General features: G+C 67.3%; 14 protein-coding genes. 3 read left to right on the forward strand and 11 right to left on the reverse strand.

The genetic code is table 11. The features are described from left to right. Nucleotides 1–237: 237 nt before the first annotated feature. Nucleotides 238–2,430, reverse strand: a complete 2,193-nt coding sequence (locus tag ASD68_RS11410) for a M3 family metallopeptidase (RefSeq protein WP_156458385.1) — start codon at nucleotides 2,428–2,430, stop codon at nucleotides 238–240. 307 nt (nucleotides 2,431–2,737) lie between these two features. Between ASD68_RS11410 and ASD68_RS11415 the strand changes: the two genes are divergently transcribed. The 3 genes from ASD68_RS11415 (at nucleotide 2,738) to ASD68_RS11425 (ending at nucleotide 7,797) form a co-directional block, all read left to right on the forward strand. Further along, on the forward strand, nucleotides 2,738–2,992 hold the full coding sequence (locus ASD68_RS11415) for a hypothetical protein (protein ID WP_056606825.1): 255 nt from the start codon (nucleotides 2,738–2,740) through the stop codon (nucleotides 2,990–2,992). 264 nt (nucleotides 2,993–3,256) lie between these two features. Further along, on the forward strand, nucleotides 3,257–4,405 hold the full coding sequence (locus ASD68_RS11420) for an endo-1,4-beta-xylanase (protein ID WP_056606828.1): 1,149 nt from the start codon (nucleotides 3,257–3,259) through the stop codon (nucleotides 4,403–4,405). A 224-nt stretch (nucleotides 4,406–4,629) separates the two neighbouring features. Further along, complete coding sequence (locus ASD68_RS11425; RefSeq protein WP_056606831.1) at nucleotides 4,630–7,797, forward strand: TonB-dependent receptor; 3,168 nt, start codon at nucleotides 4,630–4,632, stop codon at nucleotides 7,795–7,797. Between the two features lie 362 nt (nucleotides 7,798–8,159). Here the strand turns inward: ASD68_RS11425 and ASD68_RS11430 are convergent, their stop codons facing one another. From ASD68_RS11430 to ASD68_RS11475, 10 genes are all read right to left on the reverse strand, one after another. Then, the gene (locus ASD68_RS11430; protein ID WP_056607542.1) at nucleotides 8,160–9,473 is read right to left on the reverse strand and encodes a gluconate:H+ symporter; all 1,314 of its coding nucleotides are present in this window, start codon (nucleotides 9,471–9,473) and stop codon (nucleotides 8,160–8,162) included. Between the two features lie 99 nt (nucleotides 9,474–9,572). Beyond that, on the reverse strand, nucleotides 9,573–11,597 hold the full coding sequence (locus tag ASD68_RS11435) for a YjhG/YagF family D-xylonate dehydratase (RefSeq protein ID WP_235578720.1): 2,025 nt from the start codon (nucleotides 11,595–11,597) through the stop codon (nucleotides 9,573–9,575). Continuing rightward, the gene (locus ASD68_RS11440) at nucleotides 11,597–13,198 is read right to left on the reverse strand and encodes an aldehyde dehydrogenase family protein (RefSeq protein ID WP_056606832.1); all 1,602 of its coding nucleotides are present in this window, start codon (nucleotides 13,196–13,198) and stop codon (nucleotides 11,597–11,599) included. The genes ASD68_RS11435 and ASD68_RS11440 overlap by 1 nt, the downstream gene beginning before the upstream one ends. Next, complete coding sequence (locus ASD68_RS11445) at nucleotides 13,195–14,013, reverse strand: fumarylacetoacetate hydrolase family protein (RefSeq protein ID WP_056606836.1); 819 nt, start codon at nucleotides 14,011–14,013, stop codon at nucleotides 13,195–13,197. Before ASD68_RS11445 ends, ASD68_RS11440 begins: the two co-directional genes overlap by 4 nt. Nucleotides 14,014–14,048: 35 nt before the next feature. After that, entirely contained in the window at nucleotides 14,049–15,497 is a 1,449-nt protein-coding gene (locus ASD68_RS11450) for a mannitol dehydrogenase family protein (protein ID WP_056606837.1), read from the reverse strand. After that, nucleotides 15,494–16,540 (reverse strand): sugar kinase, encoded by a 1,047-nt coding sequence (locus tag ASD68_RS11455; RefSeq protein ID WP_056083178.1) that lies wholly within the window; start codon nucleotides 16,538–16,540, stop codon nucleotides 15,494–15,496. Before ASD68_RS11455 ends, ASD68_RS11450 begins: the two co-directional genes overlap by 4 nt. A gap of 12 nt (nucleotides 16,541–16,552) precedes the next feature. Next, on the reverse strand, nucleotides 16,553–19,204 hold the full coding sequence (locus tag ASD68_RS11460; protein WP_056607546.1) for a glycoside hydrolase family 3 C-terminal domain-containing protein: 2,652 nt from the start codon (nucleotides 19,202–19,204) through the stop codon (nucleotides 16,553–16,555). Nucleotides 19,205–19,288: 84 nt separating this feature from the next. Then, nucleotides 19,289–20,908 carry a glycoside hydrolase family 43 protein gene (locus ASD68_RS11465; protein WP_235578739.1) on the reverse strand — a complete coding sequence of 540 codons (1,620 nt, stop codon included), beginning with the start codon at nucleotides 20,906–20,908 and terminating at the stop codon, nucleotides 19,289–19,291. A gap of 59 nt (nucleotides 20,909–20,967) precedes the next feature. Continuing rightward, nucleotides 20,968–22,218, reverse strand: a complete 1,251-nt coding sequence (manD, locus tag ASD68_RS11470; protein ID WP_056606839.1) for a D-mannonate dehydratase ManD — start codon at nucleotides 22,216–22,218, stop codon at nucleotides 20,968–20,970. 22 nt (nucleotides 22,219–22,240) lie between these two features. Then, entirely contained in the window at nucleotides 22,241–24,253 is a 2,013-nt protein-coding gene (locus tag ASD68_RS11475) for a sialate O-acetylesterase (protein WP_082546047.1), read from the reverse strand. Nucleotide 24,254: the final 1 nt, after the last annotated feature.

A 24,254-nucleotide genomic window follows, 5' to 3' on the forward strand; every position in this document is an offset into this window, starting at 1 on the left:
TAACAAACTATGTAGTACAGTAACACCCATGTCGTGAGACAACACTCCCACCGCATGACCCGGTTCCCCTCCGGTTTCATGCATACAAAGATGGACCCCCCGAAACCCGCAGACTCCCCCTCTGCGGGTTTCTTTATGCGCCACTGTCAGCAACCCGCCCGACACGCATCGGCGGGCAGGCACAACAAAGCCGCCCGAATCGCTCCGGGCGGCTTTGTTTTTCAGCGGACGAATGCGTCAGTCGTTCGCAACATCCAACCCGCGACGTTCGAGCAGCGGCTGGATTTTCGGCTCCTGGCCGGTGAAGTCATGGAACAACTGCAGTGCATCCTTGCTGCCGCCCTGCGACAGCAGGGTCTGGCGGAAGCGGTCGCCATTGGCGCGGGTCAGACCGCCGTGGGTCTTGATCCATTCGACCGTGTTGGCGTCCAGCACTTCGGACCAGATGTAGGCGTAATAGCCGGCCGCGTAGCCGCCCATGATGTGGCTGAAATACGGCGTGCGATAGCGCGGCGGCACCGCTGTGTAATCGGTGCCGTTCGCCTTCAGCGCAGCCGCTTCGAACGCCATCACGCCATCGGCGGCGGGGATCTGGTCGGCGCCGAGCTGGTGCCAGCTCTGGTCCAGCATCGCCGCGCCCAGGTATTCGGTGGTGGCAAAGCCCTGGTTGAACTTGGAGCTGGCCAGCACCTTGTCGAGCAGTGCCTTCGGCATCGGCTCGCCGGTCTGGTAGTGCTTGGCGTAATTGGCCAGCACGCTGGGCCAGTCGGACCACATCTCGTTGACCTGCGACGGGAACTCGACGAAATCGCGCGGCACGCTGGTGCCGCTGAAGTACGGGTATTCCACGTTCGAGAACATGCCGTGCAGCGCATGACCGAACTCGTGGAACGCGGTGGTCACCTCGTCCCAGGTCAGCAGGGTCGGGCCGCTGGCCGGCTTGGTGATGTTGAGGTGGTTGGCGACGATCGGCAGGTTGCCGGTCAGCGCCGACTGGTCGACGTAGGAGTTCATCCAGGCACCGCCGCGCTTGGACGGACGCGCGTACATGTCGGCCAGGAAGATCGCCAGCTGCGAGCCATCCGCGTTGAACACGTCGTACACCAGCACGTCGGGGTTGTAGACCGGCAGGTCGGTGCGCTGCTTGAAGCTGAGGCCGTAGAGCTGGCCGGCGGCGTAGAACACGCCGTTTTCCAGCACATTCTTCATCTCCAGGTACGGCTTGAGCTGGCTCTCGTCGAAGTTGTATTTCTCGGCGCGCACCTTCTCGGTGTAGTACGCCCAGTCCCACGGCTCAAGCTGGAACGTCGGCTCGCCCTTCGCCGCCTGCTCCTTGTCGATCATCGCCTGCAACGCTGCGCCCTCGCGCTTCGCATTGGCCACGGCCGGCGGTGCCAGCTGGGTCAGCATGGCATTGACCGCTTCGGGCGTCTTGGCGGTTTCGTCGGCCAGCACGTAGGCGGCATAGGTCGGATAGCCGAGCATCTTCGCCTTCTCCGCGCGCAGCTTCAGCATCTGCGACACGATGGCGGTGTTGTCATATTTGTTGCCGCGGCTGCCGCGGGCCACCGAGGTCTTGTGCAAGCGCTCGCGCAGGGCGCGGTTCTGCAACTGCGCTTCCGGCGGCTGGCCGGTGGTGTTGAGCAGGGCGATGACGTACTTGCCGTCCAGGCCCTTCTCCTTCGCGGCAGCGGCGGCCGCGGCGATCTGTTCGTCGCTGAGGCCGGCCAGCTCTTCCTTGGTGTCCACCACCACGGCCGAATCGTTGACCTCGGCCAGCACGTTCTGGCTGAACTGCGTGCCCAGCCTGGCCTGCTCGCCGTTGATGGTCTTCAGCCGTGCCTTGTCGGCCTCGGACAGCTTGGCGCCGGCGCGCACGAAATCGGTGTGGTAGCGCTCGATCAGGCGCACGCCTTCCGCGTCCAGGCCCAGGCTGTCACGCGTGTCGTACAGCGTCTGGATGCGCTCGAACAGTTTCGGGTTCAACGCGATCGCGTCGCGATGCGCGGCCAGCTTCGGCGCGTATTCGGCCTGGATCGCCTTGCGCGCATCGTTGGTGTCCACGCCAACGAGGCTGAAGAACACGGTCGAGGTGCGGTTCAGGATCTGCCCGGATTTCTCCAGCGCGAGGATGGTGTTGTCGAACGTCGGCGCCTCAACGTTGTCGACAATTGCCGCCACTTCCTTCAGCTGATCGGCCATGCCGCGGTCGAAACCGGGCGCGAAATCACTGTCCTTGATCTTGTCGAACTGCGGGTAATGCAGCGGCAGTGGGCTTTCAGCGAAAAACGGATTGCTGCTGTCGGTGGCGACTGCCGGGCTCTGCGCCTGGGACGTGGCGGATTCCTTCTTGCCGGATGCGGTATCGGTGCAACCGGCCACGGAGCCGGACAGGGCTATGGCCAGGGCCAGCGCGACGGGATGTTTCATGGAGGACTCTCGACGTGGGCAAACCCCGATCGTACCCAATGCGCCTGCGGATCACCCATGACTAAAGGCATGAAATCAACGAGTCGGAAATCACGGAGTCAGGTCTGGCAACGCAGCGTCTGCAGATGGCCGCCGGCTTCGGGGCCTATTTCACACGGTCGGACGCATCGCCTGCGGGACCGAGGGGAAGTCCGAATGCAACGATGCCGGACTCGACCATCCTGGCCCCGGGAGGGAATGAGCCGCAGCTGTTCAGCAAAACCTTCAGCGCCGTCGAATCGCACTCGCTTACGCACGCGATCCGCTATTGGCCCAACTCCTTCGGGAAGGGCTGACGGCACCCGATCCGCTGCAGCTCGGCATCGTTGCGGAAGCGGACGGCCAGCTGCTGGATGCCGACGGCAACCCCCAGCCCAGGCTTTACGGCATCGGCTCGCTGCTGCGCGGAAACCTGTGGGAATGCACGGCCATGCCCGAAATAAGGGGCGCAGCGAACCGGCTGGCACAGACATTGACCGCAGCGGGAGACACGCCCGGCAGGCGGGCTGTCTCGCAAGCGTGAACTCTGTGACATGCAGCCGTATGGACGTCCATATGGAAGCGCCTCCGCAGGCGCCTCCTGCCCAGTGCCGGTTGCGGATACGCGCAACCGCAGGCCAATGCAGGCTTGGGGCCGGGCCTCCCGATCAACGAAATGAGGGTTGAAACGAGGGGCCGGGTTCATTGAACCGATCTGGCTATCATCGGTGGTGAATCCGAGCCTTTTCAGCAAACTGGTCACCACTGGAGCAGCACGATGTCCCACCCGCGAATCCCACGTCGCCTGATGCGTTCCCTGACGTGCACCCTCGGCCTGGCACTGGTCGCCTGCGTGCTGCCCGCGTACGCCGCGGACGCGCCGGCCACCACGCTCAAGCAGGCGTACGCCAATGACTTCCTCGTCGGCACGGCCGTCAATGACGACATCGTCAGTGGCAAGAACGCGGCGTCGCAGGCGTTGGTGCTGAAGCATTTCAACGCGATCACGCTGGAAAACGCGATGAAGGTCGAGGTGGTGCATCCGTTGCCCGACCAGTGGGATTTCAAGGCGGCGGACGCGTTCGTCGATTTCGGCCAGAAGCATCACATGTTCATCGTCGGTCACACGCTGGTGTGGCACAACCAGACGCCGGACTGGTTTTTCGAGGACACCGCCGGCAAGCCGCTGCCGAGCAAGCAGCTGGCCGAGCGCATGCGCCAGTACATCGAGAAAGTGGCTGGGCGCTACGCCGGGCGCGTTGACAGTTGGGACGTGGTCAACGAGCAGATCGGCGATGACGGCAACTACCGCGACACGACCTGGGTGCGCGGCATCGGCGACGGCGACGAGTTGATGCGGCTGGCCTTCGGCAATGCCGCGCGCTACGCGCCGGACACGGAGCTGTACTACAACGACTTCAACGCGTGGCGGCCGGCGAAGGTCGCCGGCATCGTGCGCATGGTGAAGATGCTCAAGGCGCACGGCGTGCGCATCGATGGCGTCGGCATCCAGGGCCACTGGGGCCTGGATTATCCGTCGCTGGAGGACATCAAGGCGGCGATCGACGCGTATGCCGCCGCCGGGGTCAAGGTGTCGATCACCGAGCTGGACGTGGACGTGTTGCCGCTGACCAAGGAGGGCCAGATCATCGGCCAGGGCATGACCCACCCGCAGTTCCAGTTGCCGGAGTTCAAGAAGTTTCTCGACCCTTACCGCGACGGCTTGCCTGCCGCCGTGCAGCAGCAGCTGACCGACCGCTACGCCGAGCTGTTTGCCCTGTTCCACCGCGAGCGCGACAAGCTGGAGCGTGTGTCGGTATGGGGCGTGACCGACGACATGTCGTGGAAGAACGGCTACCCGATCCCGGACCGCACCAACTATCCGCTGCTGTTTGATCGTCACCACCAGCCCAAGCCCGCGCTGGATGCTGTGCTGGCGGTACCGCTGCGGCATTAGGACGCAGTCGCACGGCAAGTGCGCGCGGTGGCGCCACCGCGTGCGTGGTATTGGAAAAAACCGTATATGAAAGCGCTCGCCGCGCATGTATACAGATAAAAATGTTAGCGCTATCCAGGCTATAGCAATTGCCGCGGCCAGGCTTGGGGATTTTACTGGTACGCAGGTAAATGGAGACGGTGCAGCGGGGGCTGCGCACGCTCCATCCATCGAGAGGGGGAGACATGAAGAGGAACAGCCAAGAGCTGCTGCTGGGCGGAACGCGCGCGCGCGGAAATCGTCGGTTTCGCGAGACGCGGCTTGCCGCCGCGATCGCGCTGGGCATGGCGCTGGTAGGTGCGCCATGCCTGACACAGGCACAGGACGCCAACACGGATACCGCGGCAACGACCGCGCCCGAGTCGGCGGCGATGGCGCCATCCAAAAAGGACGCGGCGGCCAAGCCGGCCGTGTCGGACATGAGTGCCATCACGGTCACCGGCATCCGCGCCAGCCTGATGTCGGCGCAATCGCTGAAGCAGAACGCCGACCAGATCATCGACTCGGTGACGGCCACGGACATCAACGCGCTGCCCGACCGCAGCGTCACTGAAACCCTGCAGCGCATCAGCGGCGTCACCGTGGATCACTTCCTGGCCGACGACGACCCGAACCATCCGGCGGCCGAGGGCAGCGGCGTGCTGATCCGCGGCCTGCCCTACGTGGGCAGCCTGCTCAACGGCCGCTCCAGCTTCTCGGCCAACAACGGCCGCGCGCTGGGCTTCCAGGACGTGCCGGCGGAATTGATGGCCGGCGTGGATGTGTACAAGAACCCGTCCGCCGAAATCATCGAAGGCGGCATCGGCGGCACGGTGAACCTGCGCACGCGCATGCCGTTCGATACCGGCAAGACCACCGCGTTCTCCTTCGGCATCAACGAAGGCGACATGGCGAAGAAGCACAAGCCGGCGGCCTCGTTCCTGTACAGCAACGTGTGGGAGAGCGATACCTTCGGCAAGTTCGGCGCGTTGTTCGACGTGGCGATCTCCGAGCTGGCCACGCGCAGCGACGGCGTGCAGGTGCAGCCCTACGTATTGCGCCCGACCAGGAACGACGGCCCCGACACCTGGTTGCAGGATGCCGACGGCAACTGGCGCAACGACCTCGGCGCCACCGTCGCCGATGGCGCGCCCAATGGCCAGGGCTACGTGCCCGGCGGTGTCAACTGGCGGCGCATGGACATGGATCGTCGCCGCATCGGTCTCTACGGCGGCCTGCAATGGCAGCCGAACGACCGCTGGGAGATTTATTCCCAGTTCTTCCGCTCCAACTACAACCTGCACTGGTCCGAGCACTTCGTGCAGTCCAACGAGGCCAACTTCTACAACCTGCTGCCGGCCGATGGCACCAACTTCACCTATGACGATCGCGGCGTGTTCCAGACCGGCACCGTGACCTCGTCGGCGTGGCGCGGCGACCCGGCACTGGGGCCGTTCGGCAACAACGCGTACTACACGACGAACCGCGATGCCCAGCAGTTCACGCAAACCACCGACTGGTCCAACGGCTTCAAGGTCAACCTCACCGACAACGTGATCCTGAGCGGCGACCTGCAGCTGGCAAAATCCATCAGCAACACACTGGACTTCACCGTCTACAACCAGATCTACATGCCGCCGCTCCAGCTCGACGTCAGCGGCAGCGTGCCCAGCGTGACGGTCACCGACCCGGCCTACCTGGCCGACGGGCACAACTACATCCTGTGGTCCGCCATGGACCACCTCCAGCACGACTACGGCCTGGAGCGGGCCGCCAAGATCGACCTGGAGGTCAACTTCGACAGTGCGGTGGTGCGCTCGCTGCGCGTGGGTGTCCGTGCCACCAACAACCACCGCTACAGCAACAACACCAACAGCTCGTACAACTGGGGCGCGCTCAACACGCACTGGCTGACGTACGACTCACCCGAGGACCTGGCCCGCGCCGACACCTTGCCGAGCTGGATGCAGTCCTACGAGACGCTGGGCAACTTCTATCGCGGGGATGCAAACGTACCCACCACGCTGTGGTTCCCCAGCAGCGAGCTGGTCAGCAACTACCGCAAGGCGATTCCCGCGCTGCGCTCGCACGCGCTGGAAGGCGGCATCTGGTGCCCGCAGGAAACCACCGACGGGTCCTGCACGCCGGGAAGCCCGATGAGCGACAACAACATGTGGGAGAAGACCCAGGCCATATACGGCTCGCTGTACTTCGGCTCACCGGACGACCGGTTCGACGGTAACGTCGGCCTGCGCCTGGTGCGCACCAGCGTGCGCTCGAACGGCTCGGTCACCTTCCCCTCGCTCTCCAGCGCCTCCGGCGACCTGGGCGATTGGCCGCAGAGCGTGCTCGACGTGATGTTCAGCGGCTTGACCGAACCGATGGAAGGCCACACCAGCTACAAGAACGCACTGCCCAGCCTGAATCTCCGCTACAAGCTCACCGACGACTTGCAGTGGCGCTTTGCCGCCGGGCGCGCCATCACCCGGCCGGCCATCAACCAGCTCAACGCCTATCTGAAAGTGGGCGCTTCGTGGGCGGCAACGCCCGGCGGTCAGTCGACGCTGGCTGGCTGGAAGGCAACGTCCGGCGGCAACCCGGCACTGCGCCCGATGATCTCGGACCAGTTCGACACCTCGCTGGAGTGGTACTTCGCTCCCACCGGGCAGCTCTACACCACGCTGTTCCACAAGAAGCTGAAGAACTACATCGCCGACGAGATCTGGCTGCAGAACATCGCCGGCCAGACCCTGCCGGTCAGCGGCCCGGTGAACGCCGGCGACGGTACGGTGAAGGGCTTCGAGATCGGTTACTCGCAGTTCTTCGACTTCCTGCCGGGCGCCTGGCGCGGCTTCGGCGTGCAGGCGAACTACACCTACCTGAAGAGCTCGCGCATCGCCGGCACCACCTCCTGCGACCCGGACCACAACAACGGCAGTTGCGATGCGGAGTTCATCGTCAACAACCAGCCGTTGCCGATGCAGGGCCTGTCGCCTAAGAGCTACAACTTCACGGCGATGTACGAATACGGCAACTGGTCGGCACGACTGGCCTGGTCGTGGCGTGATCGCTACCTGCTCGCCGAGCAGGATTCGGGCGACACCTACGTGCCGGTGTGGAGCGACAGCTTCGGCCAGCTGGACGGTTCGGTGTTCTTCAACATCAACAAGAACGTCAAGGTCGGGCTCCTGCTCAACAACCTGACGAACGCCAAGACCAAGGTACTGATGGGGCCGTCGACGTACGCCAACAGCGACGTCCGCGACAGCAATCCGACATTGGCACCGTCCGGCTTCGTGGACCAGAACCGTTACCTGCGCAGCACGTTCGTGAACGATCGTCGTGCCGAAGTGGTGATCCGCGCCACGTTCTGACCCGCCGCCTAGGAGCGTGGGCGGTAGAAACTTTCGAGGCGAAAAAGTGGTGGCGTGAGGACAGATTTTCGCCGTTTCGCCGGCCCATGGTGGTTCCATGGGCCAAGAAACGGCGGAAATATGGACCGCGCAACCGCTTTTGCAGCCCGGAAGATTTCTACCTCCCACGCTCCTCACTGTCCGCGCCGCTCGCAACGGGGCGCGGACAGTCACGGCGATTGCCGCTTGCCGACGCGTGTGCCGTTCGGCAAGCGGCCTCTTTTCTCCCGATGCATTGCACCAGACCACGGACGCGCGGGGCGACAGCTCCCGCGGCCCGCGCGTGGCCCATCGTCAGCCCGGCAGGCGATGCAGGGGCAGGCTCAGCCCACCACCATGTTCAGCAGCAGCACGCCGGCCAGACCGATCAGCGAGATCGTCGTCTCCATCACGGTCCACGACAGGAAGGTCTGCTTCATGGAGAGGTTGAAGAACTCCTTGAACATCCAGAACGCCGAGTCGTTGACGTGCGATCCGAACACGCTGCCGCAGCCCACGGCCAGCACCATCAGTTCCGGCGACGCGCCGGTGGTGGCGATCAGCGGGCCGACCACGCCGGCGGCGGTGAGCACGGCCACGGTGGATGAGCCGATCATCACCCGCAGCAGCGCGGTGGCGATCCAGGCAAACAGCAACGGCGTCATCTGCCAGGTGCGGCTGAGTTCGGCGATGGTGGCGCCCACGCCGCTGTCCACCAGCACCTGCTTGAACACGCCGCCGGCGGTGATGATCAGCAGGATCACCGAGATGCCGCTGATGGCGGCGTTGAGCCAGCGGGTCTGCGTTTCCAGCGCCGCGCCGCGGCGGTAACCCAGCCAGTAGAACGCGGCCACCGTGGCCAGCAGCAGCGCGATGGTGGGGTTGCCCAGGAACATCAGGGTCTCGCGCAGGATGCCTTTGGGCAGCACGCCGTCGGCCAGCACCGAGAGGCCGATCAACCATATCGGCGACAGCGCGATCAGGAACGAGCTCCATGCGCCCGGCGGCGACTGGTGGGTGGTGGTCGAGCCGGCAAACAGCTCCAGCATCGGCGGATCGATCGCCTTCATCCGCCGCGCCAGCCACGGGCCGGCGATCACCACCGCCGGTATCGCCAGCACCACGCCGTACATCAGGGTGTGGCCCATGTCGGCGCCGAAGGTGTTGACCAGGAACACCGGCCCCGGATGCGGCGGCAGGAAGCAGTGGGTGGTGCTGAGCGAGGCCACGGTGGGAATGGCCAGCTGCAGGATCGGCAAGCCGGTGCGCCGCGCCAGCGAGAAGATCAGCGGTATCAGGATGATGAAACCGGCGTTGAAGTACAGCGGGATGCCGACCATGAAACCGGTCAGCAACAAGGCCCACTGGATGTTGCGCAGGCCCAGCGTGGCGACCAGGGTGGTGGCGATCTTCTCCGCCGCGCCGCTTTCCTCCAGCACCTTGCCCAGCACCGCGCCCAGGATGATCACCAGCGCCAGCCCGGCCAGCGTGCTGCCCACGCCGTGATCGATGGTTTTCAGCAGCTCCTGCGGCGACATGCCCAGCAGCAAGCCCATCGGGATCGCGGTCAGCAGCAGCGACAGGAACGGGCTGACCTTGCGCGCGGTGAGAAAGATCTGCACCGCGATAGCCGCGGCGATGATGAGAAACGTGACCATCCAGTACTCCCCTGGTGCGAACAGCTTCATGCATGACCGCGACGACCTGGGCCGGCGCTACGTGGTGGTGTGCCGGCGCCGGGGCGCCGGCGTGATCGATCAACTGCTGGCTTGCTCCCCGCGTTGCCGTGCCAGCGCCTCGCGTCCCGCGCGCAGCGTTTCCACGATGGCATCCACGTCGTACACGCATCCGCCCCAGGTACCGCCGCTGGCTTCCTGCAGCGCGGCCCACAGGCGCGTGTCGTCGGGCAGCTTCGGATGCGGTGCGATCGCCGGGTGGATCGCGCGCGTGGCCAGCAAGGCTGTCGCTTGTTCCGGTGGCAACGGTTGTGCCGGGTCGGTGCCGATGAAATCGATCCGGCCCTGCAAGGTGTTGCGATCGATCTCGATGCGTACCAGGTCGCCGTCGCGCAGCCGCCCGATCGGGCCACCCGCCAGCGCCTCCGGCCCCACGTGGCCGATGCAGGCGCCGGTGGAGACGCCGGAGAAACGCGCGTCGGTCAGCACCGGCACGTGCTTGCCCCAGGGCAGGTATTTCAGCGCGGAGGTGAGCTGGTAGGTCTCCTCCATGCCGGTGCCGGCGGGGCCGCAGCCGGCCAGCACCACCACGTCACCCGCCACCACCGCACCTTCGCCCTTGCGCTTGATCGCCACGATCGCGTCGTGCTCGGACGCGAACACGCGCGCCGGGCCGGTGTGGCGGTACACGTTGTCGTCGTCGACCACGGTCGGGTCGATCGAGGTGGCCTTGATCACCGAGCCATCCGGCGCAAGGTTGCCGACCGGGAACACCAGCGCCGAGGTGAGCCCCGCGGCACGGGCCGCGTCCGGGCCCATGATCACGTTGGCCGGATCGATGCCGTCCAGTTCGCGCAGGCGTTCGCGGGCGATGCGCCGTGCGGCGCTGTGTTCCCACCAATCGAGATTCTCGCCGACGGTGCGGCCGCTGACGGTGGGCGCGTCCAGGTGCAGCAGGCCCATCTCGCGCAGGTGCAGCATCACCTCGGGCACGCCGCCGGCCATGAACACCTGCACCGTGGGATGGTGGCGCGGGCCGTTGGGCAGCGCGTCGACCAGGCGCGGCGTGGCGCGATTGGCGGCGGTCCAGTCGGCCACGGTGGGCGGCGCCAGGCCGGCCGCGTGGGCGATCGCCGGCACGTGCAGCATCAGGTTGGTGGAGCCGCCGAACGCGGCGTGCACCACCAGTGCGTTCTCCAGCGCGTGGCGGGTGAGGATGGCCGACATCGGCGTGCTCGCCTTGACCAGACGCACCAGCGCCAGCGCCGCGCGCCGCGCCATGTCCAGCCACACCGGCTCGCCGGACGGCGCCAGCGCGGTGTGCGGCAGCGCGATGCCCAGCGCCTCGGCGATCACCTGCGAGGTGGCCGCGGTGCCCAGGAACTGGCAACCGCCGCCGGGCGAGCCGCAGGCGCGGCAGCCCATCGCGGCGGCGTGTTGCAGGTCGATCAATCCGTGCGCGTAGCGGGCGCCGATGGTCTGCACCTTGGCGGTGTCCTCGGCGCCGCGCGCGGGCAGCGTCACGCCGCCGGGCACGATCACGCCGGGCAGGTCGCGGCTGCCGGCCAGCGCCATCATCATCGCCGGCAGGCCCTTGTCGCAGGTGGCGATGCCGAGCAGGCCGCGGCGGTTGGGCAGCGAGCGCACCAGCCGGCGCATCGTCATCGCCGCGTCGTTGCGGTACGGCAGGCTGTCGAACATGCCGGTGGTGCCCTGGGTGCGCCCGTCGCAGGGGTCCGAGCACATCACCGAGAACGGCAGGCCGCCTTGCTCGGCCAGCGTTTCCGCCGCCGCGCGCACCAGCTTGTCGATCTCCCAATGGCCGGTGTGCAGGCCCAGCGCCACCGGTTTGCCGTCGGCGGCGCGCAGGCCGCCCTGGGTGCTGAGGATCAGGTACGGATCGCGCCCGATCTCGCTGGCGCGCCAGCCCATGCCGGCGTTCTGGGTCATGCCGAACAGGTGGCCGCTGGGCGCCTCGCGCAGGGTGGTGTCGTCGACCGGCAAACTGCCGGCCGGGCCTTCGCCGGAGGTGTGGGTGGTGGTCAGCGGGGTGCCGTCACCCAGGATGGCATCCAGCAAGGCATCGTCACTTTGCACGCCGGCCATCACAGGTCGGCCGTGGTCAACTGCCCGTCAACCAGGCGCACCAGCGAACCGGTGGGGTTGGCGTCGCGCAAGGATGGCGGCAGCCGTTGCTGGCGCACGTGGTCGTAGCTGTGCAGCGCGGCAAAGCGCAGCAGCGAGGCCGGGATGCCGACGGCGGTAAAGCCGGGATGCCCGGTGGACGGGAACGGGCCGCCGTGGTTCTGCGCGGGCGACACCGCCACGCCGGTGGGCATGCGGTCGTTGATCAGGCGGCCGACGCGGTGGCGCAGCGCCGGGGCCAGCGCGTCGTACTCGGCATCGTCGGCGCCAGCGGTGTCGCTGTAGATGGTGCCGGTGAGGTTGCCTTCCAGCGCCTGCGCGATCTGCAGCAACTGCGCCTGCGACTCGGCCAGCACCAGCAGGCTGACCTGGCCGAAGGCCTCGTTCTGCAGCGCACGCGGCGCCTCGACGAAGCGGCTGCCGGACACCTTCAGCAAGGTCGGCTGGAACGCGTAACCGGCGCTGTCGGTGGCGATCTCGCCGCCGGCCAGCAGCTCGGCGCCGGCGTCGCGCAGCGCGTTCACCGCCTCGGCCACCAGCTGCGGGCTGCGCGGGGTCAGCAGCACGCCGGCGGGCGTGGCCGCGGTCAGCCGCTGCATTTCCTGCACGAAGGCGTCGGTGTCCGCGCCCGGCGGCAACACCGTCACGCCCGGGCGGGTGCAGAACTGGCCCGCGCCCATCGCGCAGGAGGCGGCCAGCTCGGCGGCGATCGCCGCACCGCGCTCGCGCAGCGCGCCACCCAGCACGAACACCGGGTTGACGCTGGACATCTCCAGGTAGGCCGGCGTGCCGGCCGCGTCGGCGGCGGCCTTGATCGCCATGCCGGCCGGACGGCTGCCGGTGAACGCCACCGCGGCAGTGCGCGGATCGGCCACCACACGCAGCCCCAGCTCGTTGCTGGTGTGGAAGAACATCTGCACCGCGCCCGTCGGCAGGCCGCTGGACTGCAGCGCCTCCAGCGCGGCTTCCGCCAGCAGCTGCGAGGTATGCGGATGGGCCGGGTGGGCCTTGGCGATCACCGGGTTGCCGGCGGCAAAAGCGGCGGCGAAATCACCGCCGGAGACGCCATTGAAGGCGAACGGGAAATTGTTCGGCCCCAGCACCAGCACCGGGCCACCCAACGGGCCGAGTACGGAGCGCAGGTCGGCGGCGGTGTCGATCGTGGGCCGGGCCCAGCTGCCGTCACGCGCGGCCTTGGCGGCCTGGCGCAACTGGCCGGTGGTGCGCGGCAACTCGCCTTTGCGCAGGCGCCCTTCGAGCGGCAAGCCGGTTTCGCGATGCGCGGTTTCGACCAGGGCGTCGGCACGCGCCTCGATGGCGGCGGCGTAGGCGTCGAGGAAGGCGCCGATGCGCTCGCCCGGCAACTGCGCCATCTCGGCGGCGGCACGCTGGCCGGCGTCCAGCATCGCGTCTAGATCGGCCCAGCCGGAGATCGGGTAATCGTGCGCGTCCAGCTCCTGCCCCTGCGAGGGATTGAACGCGTGGAAGCTGCCTTCCGGCGCCTGCGCCTGGACCCAGCGGCCGTCGACAAGAATGGGTTGCATGGAAGTGGGATTGCTCATGATACGGGGTTCTCCAGAACCAGACCGCCGATGTCGATGCTCACGACATCGCCGGCCTGCAGGGTGAAAGTTTCATCCGGCACGATGCCGGTACCGGTGAACAGGAAGGCGCCGTGGGGGAAGGTCAGCTCGCGGAACAGGTAGCCGGCCAGTTCCTCCAGCGCGCGCTTGATCTGCGAACTGCGGGTTTCCCCGGCAAATACAACCGCGCCACCGCGGCGGATCTGCAGCGCGATGGCCAGGTCGCGCAGGCTGTCGACCGGGCACAGGCGGATGCCCGGGCCGATCGCGCAGGCGCCGTCGTAGACCTTGGCCTGCGGCAGGTACAACGGGTTTTCGCCCTCGATGCTGCGCGAGGAGACGTCGTTGCCCACGGCGTAACCGCGGATGCCGCCGGCGCTGTCCAGCACCAGCACCAGTTCCGGCTCGGGCACGTTCCAGGCACTGTCCGCGCGCACCCGAATGCCCTGGCCGTGGCCGCTGGTACGCCATCCGCAGGCCTTGAAGAACAGCTCCGGCCGCGCCGCGCCGTACACCTTCTGGTAGACGTCCGCGCTCTGCGACTCCGCCTCGCGCGCCATGCGGCTGCTGAGGTAGGTGACGCCGCTGGCCCAGGCTTCCTGCGCATCCTCGATCGGCGCCAGCAGGGCGCCATCGGCCGGCGCGCCGCGCGTGGCGGACGCCAGTTGCGCCTGCGCCGCCTCGGCCGGCAAGGCCAGCCAGGCGGACAGGCTGAAATCGACGGGGAGGTAATGGCCGTCCAAAGCCCAACGCGGGCCATCGGCGGTGGTGTGGCGGGTCAGGCTGGGATGCATCGGAGGCTCCAGGAAGTCGGGGTGAGAAAGGTGGGTCAGCTATCCAGCGCGTGCCGCACCGCATCCGGCGTGGCCGGCGCCAGTGCGGCGTGCGCGGCACGCAGCGCGGTGGTGAAACGGGTATCGCCGGCCAGCGCGCCGAACACGCCGTCCAGCGCCAGGAAGGCATCGACGTCACCCGTCGCGCCGCAGCGCGCCAGCGTGTCGGCCAGCGGATCGACGATGGCCACGCCGTTGCGCGCCTGGCGCGCCACGAAGTGCAACCAACCCGCGACCGGCAGGCACAAGCGCTCGATCGGCCGGCCCGCGGCCAGCGCCTCGGCGATCGTGCCCAGCAGCCGCACCGGAATTTTTTGCGAACCGTCCCAGGCAATCTGCGCCAGCAGGTGGCGGATGGCCGGATTGCGGAAGCGGGCCAGGATGGCGTCGACATAGGCCTGCGGATCGAAACCCGGCAACGCCGGCAGCGAGGGCACGATGTCCTGGCGCATCAGCCGCTCGATGAAGCCGGCCAGCAACGGCTCGGCCATCGCCGCGGACACCGTCTCCAACTCCATCAGCGAACCGAGATAGGCCAGCGTGGAATGCGGGCCGTTGAGCAGGCGCAGCTTGGCGCGGTCGTAGCCGGCGATGTCGCGGCTGAGGGTGGCGCCGGCGCGCTCGAACGGCGGGCGCTCATTGCAGAAACGGTCCTCGATCACCCACTGCGTATACGCCTCGCGCTGGATCGGCCAAGCATCGACGCAACCCAGTGCGTCGGCCACGCGCTGGCGCAGCGCGTCGTCGGTGGCGGGGGTGATGCTGTCCACCATCGAACAGGGGAACGCCACCTCGGCCTCGATCCATGCCGCCAGCTCCGCATCGACGCGCGCCGCGTATTGCAGCACGGCGCGGCGCAGGCGATGGCCGTTGCCGGCAAGGTTGTCGCAACTGAGCACGGTGTACGGAGCGATGCCGCGCGCATGCCGTTCGCGCAAACCGGCGACGACGTAGCCGATGGCGCTGCGCGGTGTCTGCGGCGCGGCCAGGTCATGCGCGATATCGGGGTGAGCGAGATCAATATCCTCACCGGCAAGGCAGTAGCCCTTCTCGGTGATGGTCAGCGTGACCAGCTTCACCGCGGGCTCGGCCAACCGCGCCAGCACGGCGGCCTGGTCTTCGCTGGCCACCAGCAGTTCGCGGATCGCGCCGATCACCCGCAGCGAGGTCTGTTCGCCCAGCAAGGCCAGCGTGTACAGGCCATCCTGCGGGCGCAGCGCGTCGCGCACGCCGGCGCTGTGCAGGGAAACGCCGCAGATGCCCCAGTCGGGATGCTCGGCGAGCAGGTCGTCGACATACACCGCCTGGTGCGCGCGGTGGAACGCGCCGGGGCCGAGGTGCACGATGCCGACGCGCACGGCGGCCAGGTCGTAGTTCGGGCGGATCACCGTGGCCGGCAACGTCGGCAACGCGGCAGCGGACAAGCGTGCAGCCGGTGCCTTCAACGCCGCACCTCGAAACCTTCCTGGGCAAGAAGCGCGAGCATGTCGGCCTCGCGCAGCAGGTTCACGTCGCCGAGCACCGAGTGCTTGAGGCTGGCGGCAGCGATGGCGAAATCCAGCGCGTCCTGCTCGCCCATGTCGCGCAGCAGGCCGTGCAGCAAACCCGCGGCGAAGGCGTCACCGCCACCGATGCGATCCACGATGCGGGCGAGGCGATGCGTCCGCGTGGTCAGCACCTGCTGGCGCGTGGCCAGCAGGCCGCTGAGGTCATGCGTGTCCACGTCCAGGTGGCGCCGGTCGGTAGCGGCCATCAGGCGCAGTTGTGGGAACGTGGCGAAGGCCAGCTCGGCCGCCGCACGGAAACGTTGTTGGGCATCGCCCTGGTCGAACGTCGCACCCAGGATCAATGCGATGTCGCGCTCGTTGCCGAACACCAGCTCGGCCTCGGCCAACACCTCGCGCAGCAGCGCCGGGGCCTGTGCCGCCCGCGCCCCCCACAGCTTGCTGCGGTAATTGCAGTCGAACGAGACGCTGACGCCGGCATCGCGTGCCGCACGCACGGCGGCCAATGCCGACTGCGCGCTGGCATCGCCCAGGGCCAGGTTGATGCCTGACAGGTGCAACCAGCGGGCACCATCGAGCAGGCGTGGCCAGTCGTGCGCCGTGGCCGCGGTGCATGCGAACGCCGAACCGGCGCGGTCGTAGACCACTTCGGTAGGGCGCTGCATGGCACCGGGTGCGATGAAATAGACGCCCATACGGCCATCCGCAAAACGGAGGCCGGCTGTGTCCACGCCATGACGCCGCAGTTCGGCGGCGCAGGCGTGGCCGATGGCGTTGTCCGGCAGTGCGGTCACCATGGCGCTGCGGTGACCGAGGATGGCCAGCGAGGCGGCGACATTCGCCTCCGCGCCGCCGAAGCGTGCGTCGAGGTGCGGGGACTGCAGCAGCAGCTCCTGCCCCGGCGGCGACAGGCGCAACAGCAGTTCGCCGAAACAGACGACGCGGCTTTCGCCGCGCGTCTGCCGTGGTGCATTGGACATCATCAAGCCGGCGACTCAGTTGACGGTGAAGGATTGCGTGGCACGAATGTCCGCACTGGAGGCACCGATCTGCACTTCATAACGTCCCGCGTCGACGGCGTAGGCCACCTTCTTGGTGTCGTAGTAACGCAGGTCGGTGGCCGGTGAAACGTCGAACGACACTTCACGCGTCTGCCCCGGTTCCAGGGTGATGCGCTGGATGCCGCGAAGGTCCTTGTTCGACCGTTCGTGCGGCGTGCCGACCCCGCGCAGGTAGAGCTGCACCACTTCGTCGCCGGCGCGCTTGCCGGCGTTGTGCACCTTCACCGTGACGTGCAGCTTGTCGTCCTTGCCGATCTTGTCGTGGTTGAGCTTCAGATCCGCATAGGTGAACTTCGTGTACGACAGGCCGTAGCCGAACGGGTACAGCGGCTCGCCCTTGAAGTAGCGGTAGGTGCGGCCGTCCATGCGGTAGTCGTCGAACGCGGGCAGCTTTTCGCTGGCCTTGTAGAACGTCACCGGCAGGCGGCCGGCCGGATCGGCGTTGCCGAACAGTACGTCGGCCACGGCGTTGCCGCCGCGCTGGCCGGGGTACCACGCCAGCAGCACGGCGGGCAGGTGCTGGTTGGCCCAGTCCACCGCCAGTGCGGAGCCGCTGGTGAGCACCAGCACCACCGGCTTGCCAGTGGCTTCGAGTGCCTGCAGCAGCTTGCGCTGGGTGGCGGGCAGGCGCAGGTCGGTGCGGTCGCCACCGGCGAAGCCCGGGTAGTTCACCCGCATTTCCTCACCTTCCACGTCGCTGGTGAGGCCACCGGCGAAGACCACCACGTCGGCATCCTTCGCCGCATCGAGCGCGGCCTGGAACGGCGCCTTGGCGCCAGGCATGCGCCAGGCCAGGCGCACGCCGGCATCGCGTTCCAGTTCCTTGTATTCCACGCGGATGTCGTAGGCGTGGCCACCTTCCAGCTTCAGCTTGACCTGGGTGGCGGTGAGGTTGTCGGCCCGTTCCCAGCGGTCGATCACCGGCTTGCCATCCAGGTACACGCGCACGCCGTCGTTGGCGGCCGCTTCCAGCACGTAGTCACCGCTCACTGGCGGCAGCAGCTGGCCGCTCCAGCGGATGGAGAAGTTGTCGCTGGGTACCGCCTGGTCCGGCTGGGCTTCGCCACGGGCGAGCAGGTTGTCGGTGGGCGAGCCGCGATCCCAGTTGAAGCCGATCACCGGATCCACCCGCACCAGCGCTGGCGTGCCGGACAGGTCGGTGTTGCGGAAATACTCGCCGCGCAGGCCGCGCTCGGCATCACCGGCGGACGGACGCAGATATTGCGCCTCCACCAGCGGCATGCCGGTGGGATCGCTGCGGCCCTCGACCAGATCGACGCCGCGCGCGTACACCACCTTCGCCTGCGGCGCCGCCTCGCGGATGCCGCGCAGGATCGTCACCGGGTCGGCCGGCGTGCCGTGGTAGTTGCCCACCAGGGCCATGGTGTCGTCGGCGGTGGGGCCGATCACCGCGATGTGCTTGACGTCGCGCGACAACGGCAGCACGCCGTCGTTCTTCAGCAGCACCATCGATTCGACGGCAGCGCGGCGCGCCAGCGCATCGTGCTGCGGCGACTGGTTCACCGAATACGGCACGTCGGACCACGGCACCTTGCTGGCCGGGTCGAACATGCCCAGGCGCATGCGCGCCTGCATCAGGCGGGTGAGCGCGACGTCGATTTCGCTTTCCTTGATGAGGCCGTCGTGCACGGCCTTGACCAGGGCGGCGTACTCGGTGCCGCAGTCCAGGTCCACGCCGTTCTTCACCGCCAGCGCACTGGCCGCCTCGACGGTGTCGACCACCTTGTGGTGCTTGTAGATGTCCTCCACCGCGCCACAGTCGGAGACCACGTAACCCTTGAAGCCCCAGTCCTTGCGCAGGATCTGTTCCAGCAGGCGCGGGCTGCCGGTGGCCGGCTCGCCGTTGACGCGGTTGTAGGCGCTCATCACCGCATCGACGTCGGCCTCCTGCACCAGCGTCTGGAACGCGGGCAGGTAGGTTTCGTAGAGGTCGCGCTCGCTGGGATGCACGTCGAAATGGTGGCGGTCGGCCTCCGGCCCGCTGTGCACGGCGAAGTGCTTGGCGGTGGCGTCCAGCTTGCGATATTTGGCGTCATTGCCCTGCAGGCCGGTGACGAAGGCCACGCCCATGCGCTCGGTGAGGTAAGGGTCCTCGCCGTAGGTTTCCTGGCCGCGGCCCCAGCGTGGGTCGCGGAAGATGTTGATGTTGGGCGACCAGTAGGTGAGGCCCTCGTAGCGGCCGTGGCTGTCCTTGCGCTGGAACTCGTTGTACTTGGCGCGCGCCTCGTCGCTGATGGCGGTGGCCACCTCATGCATCAACGGCACGTCGAAGGTGGCCGCCAGGCCGATCGCCTGCGGGAACACGGTAGCCTGGCCCGCGCGCGCCACGCCGTGCAGGCCCTCGTTCCACCAGTCGTACGCGGCCACGCCCAGGCGCGGGATGGCCGGCGCGGTGTTCTGCATCTGCGCGGCCTTTTCCTCCAGCGTCATGTGCGCGACGAGGTCGGCGGCGCGATCGTGGAAGCTGCGGCTGAGGTCACGGTAGACCGGTGTGGACGCGGCCGACGACGTTGCGTCGGCGTTGCCCTCCGCATGCAAGGGGAACACGGGCGAAACCAGGGCCATGCCCAGAGCCACCGCCATTGTCGTGCGGAACATGCCGCGCCACGCCTGTCGCTTCGCCATAGTCATCGTTCCCTTTTGCGTTGCTTATTGGTTGTCGAGTCGACGCGCATACGGACCCACCGTCGCGCCGATGAATCCACCTGCCACATCGGTACTGAGCAGCGTGCCGTCCGCCTGGCGTTCGAGCCACTTCCAGCCCGACCCGTCATCGTAGGCGAAACCATAGGCTTTGCCGTCACCGCTGATCTTCAACTTTAGTTCACCCACGCTGGCCGGCAGGACGGCGCTGTCGACCACGGCCTCGTCGTCGCCGCGATGGCTGCGCAGCGACAGCCGCAAGTGGTCGCCCTCGCGCTGCACGCCCAGCGCGTACCAGTAGTGCTCGTTCTGGTACGCCGCGATACCCGCCTCGACGCCCGCAGCCGGCACCGACAGCGCGGTGCTGGCGTCGAACGTCAGGTGTTGCTGGCGGCGGGCCAGGTAGGACGGATTCTTCAGCGTGTCCAGATCCTGCGCCAGCGGATGGATGGCCAGCTTGCCGGGGTGCGAGGACAGATCCGCCCACGATTGCTTCGGCGTGCGCGCGAACAGCCATTCGCTGCCCAGCGTGGTGCTGTCGAAATCATCGCGCGCGTCGAAGTTGCCGCTCAACGGCGCCTGCGAGGCATCGCGCTGCATGAAGGCCGGCCCCTTCACCACCTGCGGAATCGCCTGGCCGTGGGGCAGGATGATCGGCCAGTCGTCCTTCCATTCCACCGGCAGCAGATAGGTCTCGCGGCCGGTGTTGTAGTGCGTGCCGTCATAGGCGCGGCTGGCCAGGAACACCGCCCACCAGCTGCCGTCGGCGGCTTCCACCAAGTCGGCGTGCCCGGCATTGGTGATCGCATTGGCGCGATCGGCGGGCAGGTCGCGCTGGGTGAGGATCGGGTTGCCCTCGTACGGCACATACGGGCCCCACACCGAACGACTGCGGAACACCACTTCGGAATGTTGCGGGCCGGTGCCATCCTCGGCGCACATCAGGTAATACCAGCCGTTGCGCTGGTAGATGTGTGGGCCTTCGATCCAGATCGGTTTCCTGGCGAGCTCGGTGCCGCCGTTGATGATGACCTGGCGTTTCCCCACCGGTTTCAGCGAAACCGGATCGAACTGCCGCAACCAGATCGCGCGATGGCCTTCGTACAACGGCTTGCCCTCGGGTTCGTCGTTGTTGAGCAGGTAGGCCTTGCCGTCCTTGTCGAAAAACAGCGACGGATCGATGCCGCCCACGCCCTTCAGCCACACCGGATCGGACCACGGGCCGGCGGCGCTTTTTGCGGTGCTGACGAAATTGCCGCCGCTGTCCACCGCGGTGTTGACCACGTAGAACGTGCCGTCATGATGGCTGATCGCGGGCGCGAACACGCCGCGCGACATGTTCAAGCCATCGAAGTCCAGCGTGGTCGGTTTGTCGATCACGTGGCTGACGGGTTTCCAGTGCACCAGGTCCTTGCTCTCGAACACGGGGATGCCCGGGTAGTAGGCAAAGCTGGAATTGACCAGGTAAAACGTGTCATCCACCCGCACCACACTGGGGTCCGGATAGAAGCCGGCCAGCACGGGGTTGCGGAAGTGGCCGGCCGGCAACGGCTGCTCGAACGCGCGGTCGTGGCCCTGGTAATCGAACCAGTCGAACAGCACCGGCTCGGCCGCCTGGGCCGCCATGCCGCAGCTGGCCAGCAGGCACAGCAGCAACGTCTTGAATGATCGTGTCGGCATCGTCATCACCAGTTCCACATCGCGCCGTCTTCCAGGCGCGCGATCGGCAGTTGCTTGGGCTGGTATGGGTATTTCGCGGCCAGCTTCTCGTCGATGGTGACGCCATGTCCGGGCGTGTCGCCCACGTGCAGGCGGCCGTTGCGCAGGACGTAATCATGCGGGAACACCGCGTCGGTCTCGTCGGTGTGGAACATGTATTCCTGGATGCCGAAGTTCGGTACCCAGGTGTCGAAGTGCAGCGCCGCGCCCATCGTCACCGGCGACAGGTCGGTCGCGCCGTGGAAGCCGGTGCGCACGCCGTGCAGCCCGGCGAAGTCGGCCAACCGGCGCAGGTGGGTGATGCCGCCGCCGTGCACGATGGTGGTGCGGATGTAGTCGATCAGCTGGTTCTCGATCAGGTGCTTGCAGTCCCAGATCGAGTTGAACACCTCGCCCACCGCCAGCGCCGTCACCGAGTGCTGGCGGATCAGCTCGAACGCCTTCTGGTCTTCGGCCGGGGTGGCGTCCTCCAGCCAGAACAGGCGGTACGGCTCCAACGATTTGGCCAGCCGCGCGGCCTCGATCGGCGTGAGGCGATGGTGGGCGTCGTGCAGCAATTCCACCTCGGCGCCGTGGTCGGCACGCAGCTGTTCGAACAGCTTCGGCACCACGCCCAGGTAGCGCGGGGTGTTCCAGGTGGTTTCCAGCGGCAGCTCGCTCTCGGCCGGCTCGTAGCCCTTGGCGTTGGAGACGCCGTAAGCCTTCTTGATGCCCGGCACGCCGCACTGCGCGCGCACCGCCAGGAAGCCCTGCTCGATGAACCGGCCCACCGCGTCGGAGGCCTCGGCGATGTCGCGGCCATTGGCGTGGCCGTAGACCAGCGCGCCTTCGCGCGAGCGGCCGCCCAGCAACTGGTAGATCGGCATCCCCGCCATCTTGCCCAGGATGTCCCACAGCGCCACGTCCACCGCGGCGATCGCACTCATCGTCACCGGGCCGCGCCGCCAGTAGGCGCCGCGGTAGAGGAACTGCCAGATGTCCTCGATCTGGCCGGCGTCGCGGCCGATCAGGTTGGGCACCACGTGATCCTGCAGGTACGACGCCACCGCCAGCTCACGGCCGTTGAGCGTGGCATCACCGAGGCCTTCGACACCCGAGCGGGTGACGATCTTCAGTGTGACGAAGTTGCGCCCCGGACAGGTGACGATGACTTTCGCCTCGACGATTTCGCGATCGCGCGAGGAACCGCGGGTAGGAGTTTCGTTTGTGTTGCTCACGGGGATGTCCTCGGGATCGGGTTCAGTGCGGGGAAGAGGTGATATCGAGCTGGAACGGCACCGCGGGCAGGCCCGCTTCGTCGTACAGCGTGCAGAACGGGCTGTCGGCCCAGCAGTAGCGCACCCGGGCGATGCCGTGGGCGGGCGGCGTGTCCAGATGCAGCAGCACCTTGCCGTCGCGCAGGTCGGCATCGGCGTAGCTGCAGCTATTGGCCTGCGTGCCGCACAGCTCGAAGCCGATGGGATGATTCGAACTGTAGGCCACCAGCTTGCCGGTGACATCGCTGAAGCTGACCGCGACGGTGTCACCCTCGCGCGTGGCGGCGACGGGCAGCGGGCCGGACGGCGACAGCGATTCGCCATAGACCACATGCCGTGCGGCGCGCGCCAGGCGGCGGCCCAGCTCCTGCTTGTTGGCCGGGTGGATGTCGTAGCGCTCGCCGATATCCACGGCCACGGCCAGCGCCGAGTGCGGGTCTTCGGCGGCCACCAGACGCTCTGCCTCGCGTACCCCGGCCCAGCCGCTTTCCGCTGGCTTGGTGGGTGCGGGGCCGTAGCTGGAAAGTTGCACGATCAGCAGCGGCAGTTTGGCCCCGAACTGGGCGCGCAGATCACCGCGATAGGCTTCCAGCAGGCGGCGGTATTGGTCCGCCTCACCGGTGTTGGATTCGCCCTGGTACCACAGCGCGCCACGGAACGCGTAGTGACCCAGCGGCGCGATCATGCCGTTGTAGAGCGTGGTCTTGCCCGAGACCGTCAACCATGGCGCCAGTGGCGGCGTGCCGATGTCCCTGGGTACCTCGCGATACTGCCAGCCGTTGGTGTCGAGCGGCACCGAACTGCCATCGGCGAATTTCAGTACGCGCGTGTCGGAGGGCCCCATCATGCCGCCCGCCAGATAGGTGTTGAGATCGTTGATCACGATCAGATTCTTGCCGGCATGCAACAGGCCGTGCGGCAGCCGATAAATGCGTGGGCTGCCGCCGTAACTGCTGCTGCCCACCCCGCGGCCATTCACCCAGGTCTGGTCGATCTCGTCCACGTTGCCGATCGCCAGCGTGGCGTCCTGCGCAGCCTGCTGTTTGGTCAAGGTCACGGTGGTGCGGTACCACAGCATGCCGGTGTAGCTGGCCAGCTCGGGCACACCCCAGGTTTGGTAATCGACCAGGGTTTTCGGCGCTGCTTTCCAGCCGGCATCGGAAGCCGCAGGGTTCCACGGCTCGTCGCCTTTCTTCACTTGTGGCTGGCGGCTCCACCACTTCGCCCAGAACGTGCCCCACTGCGCGGCGGCGGCCTGCGGATCCTTGGCGTGCAACGCCAGCGTGTCGAGTGCTTCGTCGTAGCCGCCCACTTTGCGCAGTGCCTGCGCGCTCAGCCACGGCTCGATGCGCGAGCCGCCGAGGGAGGCGTTGATCAAGCCCATCGGCACGTCCACGGTCTTCTGCAATTCGCGCGCGAAGTAGTAGCAGGTGGCGGAGAAATCCGGCACGTTTTGCGGCGTGGTCGACTTCCATTGCACCGGTGCGGCGAAATGATCCTGCGGCGCCGATGCGCCGGTCTGCGGCACGGTGAGCATGCGGATGCGGTCGTTGTTGGCGCCGCTGGTTTCGCTGTTCAAGTTCAACGTACGGCGTACCTGCAACTCCATGTTGGACTGGCCACTGCACAACCACACATCGCCGACGAGAATGTCCTTGGCCGTCTGGCTGCTGCCGTCGGCCGCGATCACGCTCAGCGTGTACGGGCCACCGGCCGGCAGGGCCGGCAATGACGCCTGCCAGTGACCGTCAGCGCCGGCGCGGCTGCTGACGGTCTTGCCGTCGAGCGCGATCTTCAGCGATTCACCCGGACTGGCCTGGCCCCACACCGGAATCGCCCGGTCGCGCTGCACCACCGCGTGATCCTGGAACAACGGGTCCAGCAGCGGCTTGTCCGCCGCCTGTGCGACGGATACCGCCAGCAGGCTGCAGGGCGCCAGCAGCAGGCAGGCGAGGCGGAGGGTCTTGGTGCCGATGGGCGGGCGTGTGGTTGCCATG

It is taken from the genome of Rhodanobacter sp. Root627 (assembly GCF_001427835.1).
In the GTDB taxonomy this organism is placed as follows: Bacteria; Pseudomonadota; Gammaproteobacteria; order Xanthomonadales; family Rhodanobacteraceae; genus Rhodanobacter; species Rhodanobacter ginsenosidimutans.